We start from the raw sequence: 17,131 nt of genomic DNA, 5'->3' as shown, positions 1-17,131 counted from the left end.
GAGCCGGCACCCTGCCTTCAGCGGGTGCCCCGGTGCACGACCAGGAGCTGGTCGCGGGTGGCGTTCTTGTCGCGGTAGGCGATGACGGCGGGAGCCTCGGCGCTGTAGTGGGCGGGCAGCCGCTCGTCCGCGCTCCAGGTGGAGCCGTCGAAGGAGGCCCACCACAGGCTCTGCTCCGACGCCCCGCGATGCACGCAGTAGAGCCGGTCCTTGTACACGGTCAGCGCCGGGCCCTCGGCGGCGAAGTGGCCGGGCAGCCGCTGGTCGGCGCTCCAGTCGCTGCCGTCCCAACGCGTCCACCACAGGGAGGTGTCGTCGGCCGAGCCGCGGTGCACGCAGTAGAGGTGGCCCCTGAACACCGCGAGCGCCGGGTTCGACCGGCTGGAGTGGCCGGGGAAGCGCTGGTCGGGGCCCCACTTGGCGCCGTCCCAGACAGTCCACCACAGGCTGTCGTCGGCGCTGCCCCGGTGCACGCAGTAGAGCTGCCCGTCGTACGCCGCCAGCGCCGGGCTGCTCGCGCTGAAGTGCCTCGGCAGCTTGGCGTCCGGGCTCCACTTGGAGCCGTCCCACCGGGTCCACCACAGGCTGTCGTCGGCGCTGCCCCGGTGCACGCAGTAGAGCTGCCCGTTGTACGCCGCCAGCGCCGGGGCACTCGTGCTGAAGTGCTTGGGGAACCGCTGGTCCTCGCTCCAGCCCTGCTCCGCGTCGTAGGCCGTCCACCACAGGGAGGAGTCGCCGTCGGTGCCGCGGTGCGCGACGTACAGCCGGTCACGGTATTCGGCGACGGCCGGCCCCGACGCGGTGAAGTGGTCGAGGAACCTCTGATCGTCGCTCCAGCCCTCGCTCGGCTCGTAGACCGCCCACCACAGCCTGGCGTCCCCGGCCGGCTGACCGGCCAGGCCGGCCGGGACGAGCGTGGCGGGCGCGGTCCAGGGCGCGATCAGCCTGGCGCCGTGCGGGCGGCCGACCGAGGCGATCCAGCCGGCCCGGTTCTTCGCCGACCACTCGACGATCGGCGTCAGCCAGCCGCCGAGCACGACGCCCGCGGTCTCCCCGATCAGCGCCGAGATCTCGGCGGACCGCACCGCCGCGGTCTCGTTGAGCTGGATCTCGAAGCCCCACCACCAGCCGACCGGCCAGACCTCGGCGCCCAGGGCACGCAGCTCGGCCTGGAGCCGGCGTACGCGGTCCTGGTCCCTGGAGTCCAGCTCGGCGATCTGGCGCTCGCTCTCCCGCTTGGCGGCCAGCCATTCACCCTCGGCGGCCGCCCGGTCTGCCAGGTCGTCTTCCTCCAGCAGCTCGGTCTCGACGGCCAGGTCCACCGCGGCGGCGGCCACCGGGTCGTCCTGGGCGTGCAGCAGCGGTTCCTCGGCCTCCGTGCCGATCTCGGCGGCGTCTATCCTGTCGGCCCTGGTCTCGTCCGTCATTTCCAGCCCCCTGCGTTTGCGATGCGTAGATGCGCGAACCTGACACATAGTAACTATGCGTGTTCGCATGACTACGCGAAGGTTAGGGGCTGTGGCGGGTAAAGGTCCTATCCGAGCGGTTTCCTGGCCACGCCCGCCAGCAGGTAGCCGGACAACGGCGCATCGCCGATCAGCGGCTCTTCGTCCGGCCGCCAGTCGGTGACCCGCACGAGGCCGGGCTCGACCAGCTCGAAGTCGCCGAAGAACGCTCGGATCTCCTCCGCACTGCGGCCTGCGGCCCCGCGGGTGGAGGATCCGCGGTAGACGTCCCTGGCGCGTTCTTCCGCCTCCTCCTTCTCCTCGTTGCCCAGGGTCCACACGCCGTGGGTGAGCACCAGGTAGCTGCCCGGCGCCAGCGCGTCGCGCAGGATCTTCACCATGCCCTGCGGGTCGTCGGCGTCCTGGACGAAGTGCAGGATCGACACCAGCAGGACGGCGACGGGCTCGGACAGGTCGAGCAGGCCCGTGACCTCGGGCATGGCCAGCAGTTCCCTGGGGCGCAGCAGGTCGGCCTGGGCGAAGGCGACGCGGCCCTGCTCCTCCAGCAGCGCCCTGGCGTGCGCGGCGACGACGGGGTCGTGGTCGACATAGACCACCTTGGCGTCGGGCGAGATGTCGCGGACGACCTCGTGCACATTGCCCTGGGTCGGCAGGCCGCTGCCGAGGTCCAGGAACTGCCGTATGCCGGCCGCGGCCAGGTGCCGCACCGCGCGCTGCAGGAAGGCGCGGTTGGCCTTGGCCAGCGGCACGGCGTCGGGGATGTGCTGGGCGAGTTGGTCGGCCGCCTCGCGGTCGACGGCGAGGTTGTCCTTCCCGCCAAGCATGTAGTCGTACATGCGGGCGAGATTAGGGGTGTGGGGGTCAAAGGACACGATGTGATCGTAAATGCATCCGCCGATCTATGAGCGGCGGTCCGCAAAAGGCCTCCGTCTTCCGGGGCCGTCAGCCGTGCCTCTTCTTGTAGCCGGCCTGCGCCTCGGTCAGCTTGGCCGCGAACTGGTCCAGGAAGTCCTTGGCGCTGAGCTCGCCCAGCAGCACCTTCTGGAACAGCGGCTCCGCCCAGGTCTTGGTGATCTCGTTGAACTCCGGCAGGTGGTAGGGCATCTGCACGACCTTGGTGGCCGGGTCGTTGAGCACCCGCTGGGCCTCGGTGATGTGCGGAGCCTGGGTGCCCTGCACATCGGTGTTGGCCGGGATGACGCCGCTCTTCTCGGCGATGTAGCCGTCCATCTCCTTCGAGGCGAAGAACTCCGCCAGCTTGAACGCAGCCTCCTTGTTCTCGCTCGCGGAGAAGACTCCGACGCCGCTGACCGGGTTGGACAGCACGGCCTGGGTGCCGGAGTCGGACTTGGGCACGGAGAAGGAGGCCACCTTCTCGGGGCCGAGCGCCTTCATGTGGTCCTGGTAGGAGCCCAGGTTGTGCTGCATGACGGCGACGCTGCCGGCGGTGTCGAACTGGGCGACCATCTTGACGTAGTCGTTCTGCAGGTCGCCTTCGGGCGTGTTCTTCTTGTACAGCCCGGCGTACTTCTCCAGCGCCGTCACGTTGCGCGGGTCGTTGATCGTGGCCTTGCCGGAGGCGTCGAAGAACTCCGTGACCGCCGACTGCCCGTAGACGACCTCCAGCATCTGGGCGATCGAGCCGGCGCCGCCCCGGATGGTGAAGCCGAACCGGTTCTGCTTCGCATCGGTCAGCTTGTCCACGGCCGTGAAGAACTCCGTCCAGGTCTTCGGCGGCTCCAGCCCCGCCTCCTTGAACCAGTCCTTGCGGTACCAGAACGCGCCCGCGTTGGTGGACAGCGGGATGATGTACGTCTTGCCGTCCGGCACGACGTTCTTGACGGTCGTCAGCAGCGCCTGGTTGAACTTGCCGTTCAGCGCCGGATTGGCGGCGATGCGCTGGTCCACCGGCTCCAGTGCCTTCTGCGCCACCAGGTTGCCCAGCCCGGACGTGGCCACGTCGGCCACGTCCGGCGTGCCACCGCCGGCGATCGCCGTGTCGATCTTCTGGGGCGCCTGCGCGATCGGGATGCCCACGTACTTGACCTTGATGGTCGGGTTGACCTTCTCGAACTCCGCGATGGCGTGCTGCCAGATCGGCGTGCGGGCCGGCCCGGCGTTGGTGTCCCAGAACGTGATCTCGGTCTTGCCGCCGGAGCCCCCGCCGTCGGACCCGCATCCGGCCAGCACGGCCACGGCCAGGAGCACCGTTGCCGATGCGGCCGGCACAGCACGTCGTGTCATGGGCTTCTACCTTTCGATGTCCACGGTGAACGCGTCGAAGATCGCCTGGCCGGTGCCGTCCCCCGTGGCGAACAGGCCGAGCACCGCGCCGACCCACCGGCCCTGCGTGGCCTGGAAGGGCGCGCCGACCGCGGCGAGGCCGGCGCCGGTGTCGGCCAGGAACGTGACGACCGCGCCGGGGCCGATCCGCGCCCCGATGGTGACCGGCTTGCCCGGCTCGACGGAGATGGGCTCGGCGTCCCCGCACACCAGGACGGGCCCGTCCGGCGTGCCCGTCAGCCCGGCGTAGGCGTAGGTGTCGCCGAGGACGACCAGTCCCGCCCGGCCCTCGCCCTCCAGGGTGAGGGTGGTGGTGACCGTGCAGGGGTCGCCGGGCAGCCGCTGGCCGAGCACGGCGGGGCGGTCTCTGAGGTCGTCGGGTCCGGGCACGCAGGCCAGCCGGAGGGTGCCGTCGCGCAGTTCCCACCAGGACGGGTCGGGGTTGGCCTGCCAGCTCCACTGCAGCCCGAGCGCGGGCCCGGAGAAGTCGTCGGAGGTCGCGGGCGCGCTCGGCGTGCCGCCGGGCACGGGCATCGGGGCCTCGGCGACGGGTTCGCCCTCGTCACCCATCAGTGGCCAGCCGTCCTCGCCCCATGTCATGGGCTGCAGGTGCGTGACCCGGCCGTAGGGGCCGCGGTCCTGGAAGTGCATGAACCAGTGCTCGCCGGACGCCGTGTCCACCCAGCCGCCCTGGTGCGGGCCGTTGACGTCGGTGCTCCCCTGCGCCAGCACGATGCGGTCCTCGTACGGGCCGAAGATCGACTCCGCCCGGAACACCGACTGCCAGCCCTGCTCGACCCCGCCCGCCGGCGCGAAGATCCAATAAGTGCCGTCGCGTTTGTACAGCTTGGGGCCCTCCAGCGTCCGGTAGCCCGGCAGCAGGTCGGCGTCGATGATCAGCGTGCCCTCGTCGAGCACCTCGCGGGCGTCGGGCGCCATGCGGTGCAGGGTGAGCCGGTTGTTGACGCCGGCGCGGCTCCTGGCCCAGCCGTGCACGAGGTAGGCCTGCCCGTCCTCATCCCACAGCGGGCACGGGTCGATCAGCCCCAGACCTGGTTTGACCACGTGCGGCTCGCTCCATCGCCCGCCCGGATCGACGGCGTTGACCTGGCAGATGCCGACATCGGGGTCGCCGTAGAAGATCCAGAACCGGCCGTCGTGGTGCCGCAGCGACGGCGCCCACACCCCGCAGCCGGGCCGCACGTCGTCATAGCCGCTGGTCACGGCGTGCCCGATGATCGTCCAGTTGACCAGGTCACGTGAGTGCAGGATCGGCAACCCCGGCACCTTGGTGAAGGTGGAGACGGTCAGGTAGAAGTCCTCGCCGACACGGATCACGTCGGGGTCGGACCAGTCGGCGTTCAGCACCGGGTTGCGGTAGGTGCCCGCCATCTCTTCACTGGTCATCCCTTCACCGCCCCGGCCGACAGCCCCTGCACCAGGTAGCGCTGGATGAAGGCGAAGACGATGACGACGGGCAGTGCGGCGACCACGCCGCCGGCGGCGAGCGCGCCGAAGTCGACGCTGTTCTCGCCGAGGTTGTAGGCCAGGCCCACGGGCACGGTGAACTTCTCCTGGTCGTTGATGAACATGAGAGCGAAAAGGAAGTTGTTCCAGCTGTGGATGAAGGCGAACGAGCCGACCGCCACCAGCGCCGGGCGCAGCAGCGGCAGCACGATCGCCAGGAAGCCGCGCAGCCGCGAGCAGCCGTCCACCCAGGCCGCCTGCTCCAGTTCCTGCGGGATGTTCCTGATGAAGCCGCTGATCAGGACCAGCGACAGCGGCAGTTGGAAGACCGTCTCGGCGATGACCAGGCTCCACAGCGAGTTGGTCAGCGACAGCGTGCGGAAGATCTCGAACAACGGGATGATCATCAGGGCGCCGGGGATGAACTGCGTGCACAACATCCCGACCATGAACGCGGCCTTGCCCCGGAAGTTGTAGCGGGCCAGCGCGTACCCGCCGGCCAGCGCCACCACCGTGGTGGCGATCAGCGAGGCGATCCCCACCAGCAGGCTGTTGCGGAAGAAGACCGCGAACCCCATCCCGTTCCAGACCGCGTCGAAGTGCTCGAACGTGATCGGCCACGGCACGATCGCCATGGAGCCGGTCGGCCGGAACGCGAAGACCAGCATCCAGTAGAACGGCACCAGCGTGAACAGCAGGTACAGGCCCAAGGGCACGTAGATCTGCCACCGCGACACCCGGTTCGCTCTGCTCGCCGGCGTGACCTGCCGCGGCCGGGTCGCCGCCGGGCGCTCGCTCACCAGGGTCATGACTTCGCTCCGAACTTGCTCAGCCGCAGGTAGGCGATGGAGAAGAAGGTCAGGATCAGGAACGCCACCGTGGTCAGCGCGGTGGCGTAGCCGAAGTCGTGCGACTGGGCGGCCAGCGCGGCCACGTACAGCGGCAGCGTGGTCGTCTGGTGCGCCGGGCCGCCGCCGGTGAGGGTGTAGAGCAGGTCGACGTTGTTGAACTCCCACACCGAGCGCAGCAGCGTGGACAAGATGATCGCGTCCCGCAGGTGCGGCAGCGTGATGTGCAGGAACCGGCGCAACCGGCCCGCGCCGTCCACCGCGGCGGCCTCGTACAACTCCTTCGACACCGACTGCAGGTCGGCCAGCAGCAAGATCGCGAAGAATGGCACCCCGCGCCACAACTCGGCCAGGACCGCCGCCCAGAACACGGTGCCGGGGTTGGCCAGCGGCGCCGCGCCGTACTCCATCAACCCCAGGTCGGCCAGATAGCGCGACACCCCGGTGAACGGGTTGTACAGCAGCACCCAGATCGCCGTGGTCAGCACCCCCGACACCGCCCACGGCGAGAACACCAGCGCCCGCGACAACGCCCGGCCGACGAAACTCTCATTGACGATCAGCGCCAGCGCCAGTCCGAGCACGAACTGCAGCACGACCTCGACGACCACCCACCGCAGGCTGAAGCCGAGACTCTGCCAGAAGATCGGATCCTCCAGCAGCAGCCTGCGGAAGTTCTCCAGCCCGGCGAAACCGTTGTCCCACGGCTTGGTCACGTTGTAGCGCTGGACGCTGTAGTAGATCACGCTGCCCATCGGGTAGACGAGGAACGCGAGCATCGCGATCAACGACGGGGCGATCAGCACGTAGGGCGTCCACGTTCCGCTTCGGCGTGGCTTCGAGCTGGGCGGACGCGCCGGGACGACGGCCAACGTGCACGACTCCTTCGGGGGCACAGGGGTGCAATCGGTTGCAGGAAACGTTGCGTTAGCCGGTGCGCAACGTCAATGGCACATGAACGCGCCGGACGCCACTAGCAGGGCAAATGCCGAAATCTCGAAATTTTCGGGGCCGATGGCCTGGCCTTTTGCGGGGAGGGCGGAGGAAAGTGGAGGGCATGACGGCCGAACACCAGCCCCCACCGCTGCCCAAGCTGTCGGTGATCGCCCGCGAGGCCGGCGTGTCCGTCGCAACCGTTTCCAAAGCGCTCAACGGCAGAGCCGACGTCTCCGCGCGCACCCGCCGCCTGGTCGCCGAGGTGCTGGAGCGCCGCGGCTACCCCAGACAGCGCGTCAAGCCGGCGCGCGGCAGCCTGGTCGACGTCATGCTGCAGGGCCTGGACTCGGTGTACGCGCTGGCCATCCTCGGTGGCGTGGAGGACGCGGCCTGGCGGCTGGGCGTGGACCTGGTGGTCTCGGCCGTGGTCGACCGCACCAAGAACGGCCAGCCGCCGTCCGCCTGGCTGGACCGGATCAGCGCCCGCGACAGCGCGGGCGTGTTGCTGGTGCGCACGTGGCCAACCGGCACGCAGCGGGCATGGCTGGCCGACCGGGGGATCCCGGCGGTGTTGGTGGACCCGCGCCGCAAGCCACCGCAGGGCGTGCCGGTCGTCGTCTCGGCCAACCGGGCCGGGGCCGGGGTCGCCACCGACCACCTCATCGGCCTCGGGCACGAGCGCATCGCCATCGTCACCGGACGCCCCGGAGTCCCGTGCGCGGCCGAGCGGCTGGCCGGCTACCGCGAGGCCATGGCCGCGGCCGGGCTGCCGGTTGACCCGCGGTGGGAGGTGTGCGGCTACTTCCAGACCGAGGACGCCCTGCGGGCCACCCGGCGGCTGCTCGACACGCTTCCCGAGCCGCCGACCGCGGTCTTCGCCTGCTCGGACTCGATGGCCATCGGGGTCTACCAGGCGCTCGGCGAGCGCGGGCACCGCGTGCCCGACGACGTGAGCGTGGTCGGGTACGACGACTCGTGGGCGGCCGAGCACGTCACGCCGGCGCTGACGACCGTCCGCCAGCCCTGGCCCGAGCTGGGCTCCGCCGCCCTGACCGCACTGCTCTCCGGCGAGCCGGCGGCGCGTACCGAGCTGCCCACGGCGCTGGTCGTGCGGTTCAGCACGGCGCCGGCGTGAAACTTTCAGGCGCCACCTGCGGATTTCCGACTTCCTTTAGTTTGTTTACTTGACATACATAGTGGAGGTGACGCTTCCTCGGGGGCCGAGAGGAAGGAGAGCGCAGATGTCCATGCGCACAACGGCGGGCGCGACGGCGCTCGCGATCGCCACACTGGTGTCCTGGGCGCCGCCGGCGCAGAGCGCGGCCCTGCGGACCTGGCCCAACGTGGCCGACGGGTTCGCCTCGCTGAACGCCAACGGCGTGAACGGCACCACCGGCGGCGCGGCCGGCCCGACCGTGACCGTCACCAACCAGGCCGACCTGGTCCGCTACGCCACGTCGAGCACCCCGTACGTGATCAAGGTCAGCAGGGCCATCCCGATCACCCCGTACGGGACCGAGATCCGCGTCCAGTCCAACAAGACCATCGTCGGCGTGGGCACCTCGGGCCACATCGTCAACGGCGGCTTCTTCGTCGGCGCGGGCGTGAAGAACGTGATCATCCGCAACCTCACCATCCGCGACACCCGCATGGCCGACGACGACCCCGGCGACGACGCCTACGACTACGACGGCATCCAGCTCGACACCGCCGACCACGTCTGGATCGACCACAACCACATCGCCCGGATGAACGACGGCCTGATCGACAGCCGTAAGGACACCACGCACCTGACCGTGTCCTGGAACGTGCTCGCCGAGAACAACAAGTCGTTCGGCATCGGCTGGACCAGCAACGTCACCTCGCGCATGACCATCCACCACAACTGGATCCGCGACACGAACTCGCGCAACCCCAGCACGGACAACGTCGCCTACGCGCACCTGTACAACAACTACCTGCAGAACGTCACCGGCTACGGCAACTACTCGCGCGGCGCGACGAGGATGGTGATCGAGAATTCCTATTACGACAACGTGAAGGACCCCTACTACCACGACTCCGCCGCCCAGCTCCGCCAGAGCGGCAGCATCCTGGTCAACTGCCGGGGCAAACAGACGACCAACGGCTCGGCGTTCAACCCGTCGTCGTTCTACTCGTACGCACTCGACCCCGCCTCCGGCGTCCCGTCCCTGCTCAGGACGTACGCGGGACCGCAGGCCAACATCGGCGTCTGAGCCCGCCCCCTTCGACGGCCTGCAGTCGCTGGAGCCGGGCGATGATCCCCGCCGAGCGCCGGTCACAGGGGAGAGGACCAGGGCGCCGACGCTCGGCGGGGAGGCTTGCGATCGTTACCGGCCGTCGTGGCGGTGGTCGTCGCGCTTGTCGTGCTTGCCGCCGACCACGGTGAAGGAGGCTGTGGCGACCTTGTTGCCCACCTTGACGCTCACGGTCTTGCTGCCGGGCTTGGTCTTGGCCGGCACGGTCAGGGTCTTGGTGGCGCGGCCGTCGGACAGGGCGACGCGATAGGTCTTGCCCTCGGGGCTCGTCACGAGCGCCGTGCCCGAGCGGCCGCCCTTCGCGGTGATCGTCACCTCGTACGAGGCGCCGGCCCGCACGCGCCTCGGGTTGACCTCCACCGTGAGCGGGACTCTCCGGTCCTTCGCGGTGGCGTCCACGAGCGTCGGCTGCGGGGCTTCGATCGTCACCGTGGGCCGCGGCTTGGGCGTGTCGGCGAGTGCCGCGCCCGAGAAGGGCAGGGCGATCAGGGCCGCGCTGACGAGGGTCACGGTGAGAGGCTTGGCGAAGCGCACTGGTGAGAATCCAATCCCGGGACGGACCCGGCCGAACATCTGAATTCAGCCCCGAAGGTCATCCCCACGCCGAACACTCTGCAGATCGAATCTAAGAGCCGCCTGTCACGAATCTATGTATCGGATAAGTGCAGACAGCGGCCCTGACCTGGGATCGGTGATCTGCAACACATCATTTCTCTTAGATGATTCTCAGCGTCTCATCGGATTCGCTCTCAGGATCCTCGGCCGCCTTCGTCACGACCATGCACATGTTCCTCATGCACAACCCGGGCCGGGTGCCAGGTCTGCCGGGCCGGGCGCCCGGACCCCCTTGCCCGCCCGCTAGATCCGATCTAGCGGGCGTTCTAGCGCCTGACAGGTGACGGCGCAGAAGGGAGGGACGGCCATGAGCCCGTTGCGGGTAGCGGTGATCATCGGTAGCACCAGGGCCGGCCGCGTCTGCGACGCCGTCGGGCAGTGGTTCGCCGAGCGGGCCCGCTGCCGCGAGGACCTCGCGGTCGAGGTTCTCGACCTGGCCGGCTACGCCTTCCCCGGCTCATATCCGCAGGAGGCGACCCCGGCCATGTGCGGCTTCGCCGCCTCGATCGGCGCCGCCGAAGCGTTCGTCGTGGTCACTCCCGAGTACAACCGCAGCTTCCCCGCCTCGCTCAAGCAGGCGATCGACTTCGCCTATGACGAGTGGCAGGCCAAGCCGGTCGGGTTCGTGTCCTACGGGTCGGGCTCCTCCGGCATGTACGCGGTCGAGCAGCTCCGCACCGTCTTCTGCGCCCTGCACGCCGTGACCGTGCGCGACTGGGTGGGGCTCGACCTGCTCGGCCGGGGCTTCGAGGGATGCGGGCGGCCCCGCGACACCGACGACCGCCTGCGCGCCATCACGGCCATGCTCGACCAGCTCACCTGGTGGGGCCGGGCGTTGCGGGACGCCCGCCGCGCCCACCCGTACGTCTCTTGAAAGGAAGGCCATGCGAGAACTGGCGATAGAAACCTCAGGACTGGTCAAAACCTTCGGCAAGACCCGGGCCGTCGACGGCCTCGACCTCAAGGTGCCGGTCGGCGCCGTGTACGGCGTGCTCGGCCCCAACGGCGCGGGCAAGACCACCGCGGTCCGCATGCTGGCCACGCTGCTGCGACCGGACGGCGGCCAGGCGACCGTGTTCGGGCACGACGTGGTGCGCGAGGCGGACGCCGTACGCAGCCGGGTGAGTCTGACCGGCCAGTACGCCTCCGTGGACGAGGAGATGACCGGCGCCGAGAACCTCATCCTGCTCGCCCGCCTGCTCGGCCATCGCAAGCCGGCCGCCAGGGAGCGGGCCGCGGAGTTGCTGGAGGCGTTCGGGCTGACGGAGGCCGCGGGGCGGCAGGTCAAGACGTACTCGGGCGGCATGCGGCGGCGGATCGACATCGCCGCCAGCATCCTCAACACGCCTGATGTGCTCTTCCTCGACGAGCCGACCACCGGGCTCGACCCGCGCAGCCGCAACAACGTCTGGGACATCGTCCGCATCGTCGTCGCCCACGGCACGACCGTGCTGCTCACCACCCAGTACCTGGAGGAGGCCGACCGGCTCGCGAGCCGCATCGCGGTCATCGACCACGGCAAGGTCATCGCCGAGGGCACCCCCGGCGAGCTGAAGTCGTCCGTCGGCTCGGGCTCGATCCACGTACGGCTGCGCGACCCGGCCACCCGCCCGGACGCCGAGCGCCTGCTCGCCGAGACGCTGGACGCCCCCGTCTACCTGGAGGCCGATCCGGTGGCGCTCACCGCCCGCGTCACGAGCGGCGGCAACGAGGCCCAGCAGGCCTCGCGCGCCCTCGGCCGGCTCGCGGACGCCGGCATCGTCGTCGACGACTTCTCCCTCGGCCAGCCCAGCCTGGACGAGGTCTTCCTGGCCCTCACCGACCACCGCGCCACCGAGGAGGCGGCAGCATGAGCACGACGACCGAGAGCGGCACCACGTACGCGCCCGCGGCCGAGGCCTTGAGCACGGTCCTGGCGCCGGGGGCGAAACCGCCGCGGCCGAGCGCCTGGTCGGCGTCGGTCACGTTCGCCTGGCGGGCGATGTTGAAGATCAAGCATGTGCCCGAGCAGCTCTTCGACGTGACCGCGTTCCCGCTGATGATGACGCTGATGTTCACGTACCTGTTCGGCGGCGCGCTGGCCGGCTCGCCCACCGAGTACCTGCAGTTCCTGCTGCCGGGCATCATGGTGACGAGCGTCGTGATGATCACCATGTACACCGGCGTGGAGGTGAACAAGGACATCGAGAAGGGCGTCTTCGACCGCTTCCGCACGCTGCCGATCTGGCGTCCCTCGACCATGGTCGGCTACCTGCTGGGCGATCTGCTGCGTTACACGCTCGCCTCGATCGTGATCCTGCTGGTCGGCCTGCTCCTGGGCTTCCGCCCGGAGGGCGGGATCGCCGGGGTGGCCGGCGGGATCCTCATCCTGCTCGCCTTCTCGTTCGCGTTCTCCTGGCTGTGGACGATGTTCGGGCTGCTGATGCGGAGCGAGAAGTCGGTGATGGGCGTCAGCATGCTGGTGCTGATGCCGCTGACCTTCCTGAGCAACGTCTACGTCGATCCGTCCACGATGCCGGGCTGGCTCCAGGTATTTGTGAACGCGAGCCCGATCACCCATCTGGTGAGCGCCGTACGGTCGCTGATGCGCGGCGCACCGGACGTCGGGGAGATCACGTGGGTGCTGGCGTCGGCGGGCGTGCTCATCGCGGTGTTCGGGACGCTGACGATGCGGTTGTACAACCGCAAGTAGAAGGATCGGCGGCCGCCTGCCCGGAGCGGGCGGGCGCCACAACAATCATGATCTCACCTCACATCTGTTGAAGATCGCTCTAGAGCCGGCACCCCTGGATTGTTACCGTTTACGCCACCAACGACGATCTTCTAGGGGTTCCCTATGACCGAGTCCTCGGCGATGCCGCTGCACATGCGGCGGGTGGAGTTCGACCCGGCTCCAGAGCTGGCTGCGGCGCGTGAAGAGGAGGGGGTCACGCGCATCACGACGGCACACGGCCTGGACGCCTGGCTCGTGACCCGGTACGCGGACGTTCGCGAGGTGCTGGGCGACGCCGAGCGGTTCAAGATCGCGCCGCAGACCCTCGCGCGGCTGCCCGGAGCGCCCGAGATGACCGCGGAGCAGCTCGCCAAGCTCAACGCGGGCAACCTGCTGGGCGTGGACCCGCCCGAGCACACGCGGCTGCGGCGCATGCTCACCCCCGAGTTCACGCTCCGGCGGATGCGCCGGATGGAGCCGCGGGTCAAGCGCATCATCGACGACCACCTGGACGCGATGGAGGCCTCCGGGTCGCCGGCGGACCTGGTGTCGTCGTTCGCGCTGCCGATCCCGTCGCTGGTGATCTGCGAGCTGCTCGGCGTCCCGTACGAGGACCGCGCGGGCTTCCAGCACCGCACCAGCCGGATGCTGGACATGACGGTGCCCGCCGAGGAGCGGGTGGGCCTGCAGTTCGAGGCCCGGATGTACATGGAAGCCCTGGTCCGGCGCATCCAGGCCGACCCGGGCGACGACCTGCTCGGCATGCTGGTACGCGAGCACGGCGACGACCTGACCACCGACGAGCTGATCGGCATCGGCAGCCTGCTGCTGTTCGCGGGGCACGAGACCACCTCCAACATGCTCGCCCTGGGCACGCTCGCCCTGCTGCGCCACCCCGAGCAGCTCGACCTCCTCAAGAAGGAGCCCGAGCGGATCGACGGCGCCGTGGAGGAGCTGCTGCGCTGGCTCAGCATCGTGCACTCCGGCACGACGAAGGTCGCCACGACGGAGGTCGAGCTCGGCGGCCGGACGATCGCGCCCGGCGACCTGGTGATCTGTGCCCTGCCCGCGGCCAACCGCGACCCGGGGCTTCTCCCGGACGCGGACACGCTCGATGTGGCGCGCGGCGGGCCCGGGCATGTCGCCTTCGGTCACGGCGTACACCACTGCCTGGGCGCCCCGCTCGCCCGCATGGAGCTGAAGATGGCCTTCCCCGCGCTGTTCGAGCGCTTCCCCGGGCTGCGCCTGACGGACGCCGAGCCGCAGTTCCGCTCGTTCTTCGCCGTGTACGGCCTGTCCTCGCTGGAGGTGGCCTGGTAGCGAACTTTGTCGGTCCTCGCCGGTAGCGTGCAAGCGTCATGCCCATGGACGTCGCGGCGCACGAGCTCATCGGCAGGGAGCACCCGGCCGCGCTGCTGCGTGCCGAGATCGGCAAGACCACGCTGGTCACCAGCGCGGTCCGGGAGGCCAGGCGCCATGGCGCGCTGGTGGTGGGCGGCGCGTGCTGGGACTCCGGCAGCGCGCCGGGCTACTGGCCGTGGACCCAGGTCTTCCGCGCCCTGCGCCGCGGCGCCGAGCCCGCGGAGTGGGCCGCGGTGGAAGAGGCGGGGGGCGGCAACCTGGGCGCTCTCCTCGGCGAGGCCCGCGGCGGCCCGCCGCTGCTGGGCGAGGACCAGGGCGGCCAGGCTCCCGACGTCTTCCGGCTCTACGACGCCGTAGCCTCCGCCCTGGTCGCGCTCTCCCAACGCCGCCCCGTGGTGATCGTCATCGACGACCTGCACGTGGCCGACCCGGCCTCGCTGCGGCTGCTGGAGTTCGCGGCCCAGCAGACGTGGTTCGAGCGGCTGCTGCTCATCGGGACCTACCGGGACGCCGAGGTCGAGCCGGTCGACCACTCGCTGCGCGACCTGCTGTCCCCGCTCGTCGCCAAGGCCACCACGATCACGCTCACCGGGCTCGACCAGGCGGGCGTGGCGGCGCTCATGGCCCGCACGGCCGGCCACGAGCCGCCGCCCGGCCTGGTCGCCGAGGTCCATCTCCGTACGGGCGGCAATCCGTTCTTCGTCGAGCAGACCGCCAGGCTGTGGCGCAGCGGCGGCTCGGCCAGCGCCATCGCGCCCGGCATCCGCGACGCGCTGCTGCGCCGCCTCTCTCTTCTGCCCCGGCCCGTCTCCGAGCTGCTGCCCGCCGCGGCCGTGCTGGGACACGAGTTCCACCGGCAGGTGCTGGCCGCCATCGTCGCCGCGCCGGTCGCACACGTGGACCGGCTGCTGGAGCTTGCCGTGGTCGCCAAGCTCGTGGTGACCAAGGGCGGCGGTGTGTTCGCCTTCGCGCACGACCTGGTGCGCGAGACCCTCTACGACTCCCTGGACGACCCCCGTGACCTGCACGCCGCGATCGTCGCCGCCCTCGATCGCGCGCCCGGCCTCACGGGCAAGGTGCTGCCGAGCGACCTGGCCGGGCACGCGTACCTCGCGGGCGACCGTGTCGACCCGGCCCGGGCGACCGGCCTCCTGCTCGCCGCGGCCCGGGACGCGCGGGTCCGGATGGCCGCCGAGGAGCAGCTGACCCACCTGCGCCGGGCGTACGAGCGCAGCGCCGCAGACCCGCGCGCGCACGCGATGGTCGCGCTCGAGCTGGGCCGGGAGCTGCACCATGACGGTGCGCCCGACGAGGCGATGCGGCTGTTCGAGGAGGCCGCCGTGATCGCCCGCGAGCTCGACGACCCCGAGCTGCCCGCCCGCGTCGCGCTGGTCCTCCATTCCCACGTCGGCCCGGCGCAGGCGCTGGACCGGCTGCGCGAGGCCCACGCCAGGCTGGTGGGCCGCTCGGTGCCGGACGAGCGGCTGGCGCTCGACCTGGTCGTCCACCTCGCCCGGCTGGCCAGGCAGGGCGGCGACCTCGACGCGCTGGTGTTCAGCCTGTGGGCGCACCACGACATCATCTGGGGGCCGGGCACGGCCGGGGAGCGGGTGGCGCTGACGGGCGAGCTGATCGGCCTGGCGCGGCGGACCTCCGACCCCGAGCTGGAGCACTTCGCCAGGGCGCTGCGCTGGGTGGCCCTGATCGAGCAGGGCGACCCCCGCTTTCTCGACCAGTTCCACGAATACGCCGCCAAGGCCCGGCGCAGTGAGCAGCCGCACTACGTCATGACCACGGCGATCGACGCCAGCATCCTCGCGGCCCTCGCCGGGCGCTTCGCCGAGGCGGAGTCGCTGCTCTCGGAGGTCCGGCTGGACACCCGGCACGGACACTTCGCCTTCATGCTCAAGCACCACCGGTGGGCGCTGTTGTGGCTGCGGGGCGAGGTGGCGGAGCAGGAGGAGGTGCTCGACCAGCTCAGGGGCACCCAGCACCCGTGCGCGGGACTGCTGGAGGCGCTGACGGCGCTGCAGGGCGGCGACCTCGACGTCGCGCTGCGCCACCTGCCGGACGGGGAGCCGCGCGACCGCATGGCGCAACCGCTGTGGCTGCGCTACCAGGCCGAGCTGGCGGCGGCGACCCAGGACCCCGAGCTGTGCGCCGCGGCCCGGGCCGCGCTGTCACCGCATCGCGGGCAATGGGCGGTGGCGCTGCTTGGCTGGGACATCAGCGGACCGTACGACCTGTGGCTGGCCAGGGTGGACGCCGCGGAGGGCCGCTGGGACTCGGCCGTGGACGGCTTCACCGCCGCCTACCGCTCGGCCGACCGGATGCGGGCCCGGCCGTGGTCCGTGCTGGCCCGGGCACACCTGGCTCAGGCGCTGCTCGCCCGCGCCTTGCCCGGCGACACGGAGGCGGCGGAGGAGTTGCTGGGCGGGGTCCGGCGGGAGGCCGCTGAGCTGGGGATGCGGCAGGTGCTGGAGTCCGTAAGCCCGGCGCGTTCCGGGCCGGGCACCCTGCCGCCGAGCGTGCGCGACCCGGACGACGCGCGATTCAGGCGGGAGGGGCCGGTCTGGTCGCTGGTGTTCGCGGGCCGGTCCGCCCACCTGCCCGACGCCAAGGGGCTGCGCGACCTGCACACTCTCCTCAGCCTTCCCGGCCAGGACGTGCCCGCCGTACGCCTGCTCGACCCGGAGGGCGGGGAGCTCGTCGTGGCGGCCCGCCGGATGGGCGGCGACGAGGTGCTCGACGATGAGGCCAAGACCCGCTACCGCGGACGGCTGACCCAGCTGGACGAGGAGATCGACCGGGCCGTGGAGCTGGGCGACGATCGGCGGGCGGCCGAGTTCGATCATGAGCGTGCGGCGCTGCTGGAGGAGTTGCGGGCGGCGGCGGGGCTCGGGGGGCGTACGCGCCGCTTGGGAGATGAGGCTGAGCGGGCCCGCAAGACGGTCACGGCGAGGATCCGTGACGTGCTCCGCAAGCTCGATCACACCCACCCGGAGCTGGCCGCCCACCTGCGCGCATCCGTCTCCACGGGGTCCACGTGCCGCTACCAGCCGGAGAACGAGATCACCTGGCGCCTCTGAACGGCGAACCCGTCAGGTGGCCCCGTTGTCGCCGGTCCTAAGTTGAACTGCCCTCACGTCTTCCTCGTACCCC

General features: G+C 70.6%; 14 protein-coding genes. 7 read left to right on the top strand and 7 right to left on the bottom strand.

The features are described from left to right. Positions 1-17: 17 nt before the first annotated feature. The 6 genes from ACIBX3_RS28875 to ACIBX3_RS28850 all read right to left on the bottom strand — a co-directional run bounded on the left by ACIBX3_RS28875 (position 18) and on the right by ACIBX3_RS28850 (position 6,870). Positions 18-1,427: a hypothetical protein gene (locus ACIBX3_RS28875; protein WP_397122292.1), complete on the bottom strand. Its 1,410-nt coding sequence runs from the start codon at positions 1,425-1,427 to the stop codon at positions 18-20. Positions 1,428-1,534: 107 nt separating this feature from the next. Further along, positions 1,535-2,338 (bottom strand): SAM-dependent methyltransferase, encoded by an 804-nt coding sequence (locus ACIBX3_RS28870; protein WP_397122290.1) that lies wholly within the window; start codon positions 2,336-2,338, stop codon positions 1,535-1,537. A 70-nt stretch (positions 2,339-2,408) separates the two neighbouring features. Continuing rightward, positions 2,409-3,710 (bottom strand): ABC transporter substrate-binding protein, encoded by a 1,302-nt coding sequence (locus tag ACIBX3_RS28865; protein ID WP_397122288.1) that lies wholly within the window; start codon positions 3,708-3,710, stop codon positions 2,409-2,411. A 6-nt stretch (positions 3,711-3,716) separates the two neighbouring features. Next, entirely contained in the window at positions 3,717-5,156 is a 1,440-nt protein-coding gene (locus tag ACIBX3_RS28860) for a glycoside hydrolase 43 family protein (RefSeq protein ID WP_397122286.1), read from the bottom strand. Continuing rightward, a complete protein-coding gene (locus ACIBX3_RS28855) occupies positions 5,153-6,025 on the bottom strand; it encodes a carbohydrate ABC transporter permease (protein ID WP_397122284.1) in 873 nt (290 codons plus the stop codon). The genes ACIBX3_RS28860 and ACIBX3_RS28855 overlap by 4 nt, the downstream gene beginning before the upstream one ends. Further along, on the bottom strand, positions 6,022-6,870 hold the full coding sequence (locus ACIBX3_RS28850) for a carbohydrate ABC transporter permease (RefSeq protein ID WP_397122282.1): 849 nt from the start codon (positions 6,868-6,870) through the stop codon (positions 6,022-6,024). The genes ACIBX3_RS28855 and ACIBX3_RS28850 overlap by 4 nt, the downstream gene beginning before the upstream one ends. A 251-nt stretch (positions 6,871-7,121) precedes the next feature. Here ACIBX3_RS28850 and ACIBX3_RS28845 point away from each other — a divergent pair, with 251 nt between their 5' ends. Next, positions 7,122-8,135 carry a LacI family DNA-binding transcriptional regulator gene (locus ACIBX3_RS28845; protein WP_397122280.1) on the top strand — a complete coding sequence of 338 codons (1,014 nt, stop codon included), beginning with the start codon at positions 7,122-7,124 and terminating at the stop codon, positions 8,133-8,135. A 106-nt stretch (positions 8,136-8,241) separates the two neighbouring features. Continuing rightward, entirely contained in the window at positions 8,242-9,237 is a 996-nt protein-coding gene (locus ACIBX3_RS28840; protein WP_397122278.1) for a polysaccharide lyase family 1 protein, read from the top strand. A 114-nt stretch (positions 9,238-9,351) separates the two neighbouring features. Here ACIBX3_RS28840 and ACIBX3_RS28835 read toward each other — a convergent pair whose 3' ends face one another. Continuing rightward, the gene (locus ACIBX3_RS28835) at positions 9,352-9,789 is read right to left on the bottom strand and encodes a hypothetical protein (RefSeq protein ID WP_397122276.1); all 438 of its coding nucleotides are present in this window, start codon (positions 9,787-9,789) and stop codon (positions 9,352-9,354) included. A 412-nt stretch (positions 9,790-10,201) separates the two neighbouring features. Here ACIBX3_RS28835 and ACIBX3_RS28830 point away from each other — a divergent pair, with 412 nt between their 5' ends. The 5 genes from ACIBX3_RS28830 (at position 10,202) to ACIBX3_RS28810 (ending at position 17,058) form a co-directional block, all read left to right on the top strand. Then, positions 10,202-10,768 carry an NADPH-dependent FMN reductase gene (locus ACIBX3_RS28830; RefSeq protein WP_397122274.1) on the top strand — a complete coding sequence of 189 codons (567 nt, stop codon included), beginning with the start codon at positions 10,202-10,204 and terminating at the stop codon, positions 10,766-10,768. Positions 10,769-10,778: 10 nt separating this feature from the next. After that, positions 10,779-11,747: an ATP-binding cassette domain-containing protein gene (locus ACIBX3_RS28825; RefSeq protein WP_397122272.1), complete on the top strand. Its 969-nt coding sequence runs from the start codon at positions 10,779-10,781 to the stop codon at positions 11,745-11,747. Next, entirely contained in the window at positions 11,744-12,586 is an 843-nt protein-coding gene (locus ACIBX3_RS28820; protein ID WP_397122270.1) for an ABC transporter permease, read from the top strand. The genes ACIBX3_RS28825 and ACIBX3_RS28820 overlap by 4 nt, the downstream gene beginning before the upstream one ends. A 144-nt stretch (positions 12,587-12,730) precedes the next feature. Beyond that, positions 12,731-13,927, top strand: coding sequence for a cytochrome P450 (locus ACIBX3_RS28815; RefSeq protein WP_397122268.1), 1,197 nt, complete (start codon positions 12,731-12,733; stop codon positions 13,925-13,927). Between the two features lie 44 nt (positions 13,928-13,971). Continuing rightward, on the top strand, positions 13,972-17,058 hold the full coding sequence (locus tag ACIBX3_RS28810) for an ATP-binding protein (RefSeq protein ID WP_397122266.1): 3,087 nt from the start codon (positions 13,972-13,974) through the stop codon (positions 17,056-17,058). Positions 17,059-17,131 lie beyond the last annotated feature (73 nt).

It is taken from the genome of Nonomuraea sp. NPDC049480, assembly GCF_044465905.1.
Lineage (GTDB): Bacteria > Actinomycetota > Actinomycetes > Streptosporangiales > Streptosporangiaceae > Nonomuraea.
Note: the sequence above shows the minus strand (reverse complement) of the source record. Positions and strands in the feature narration are given on the sequence as shown.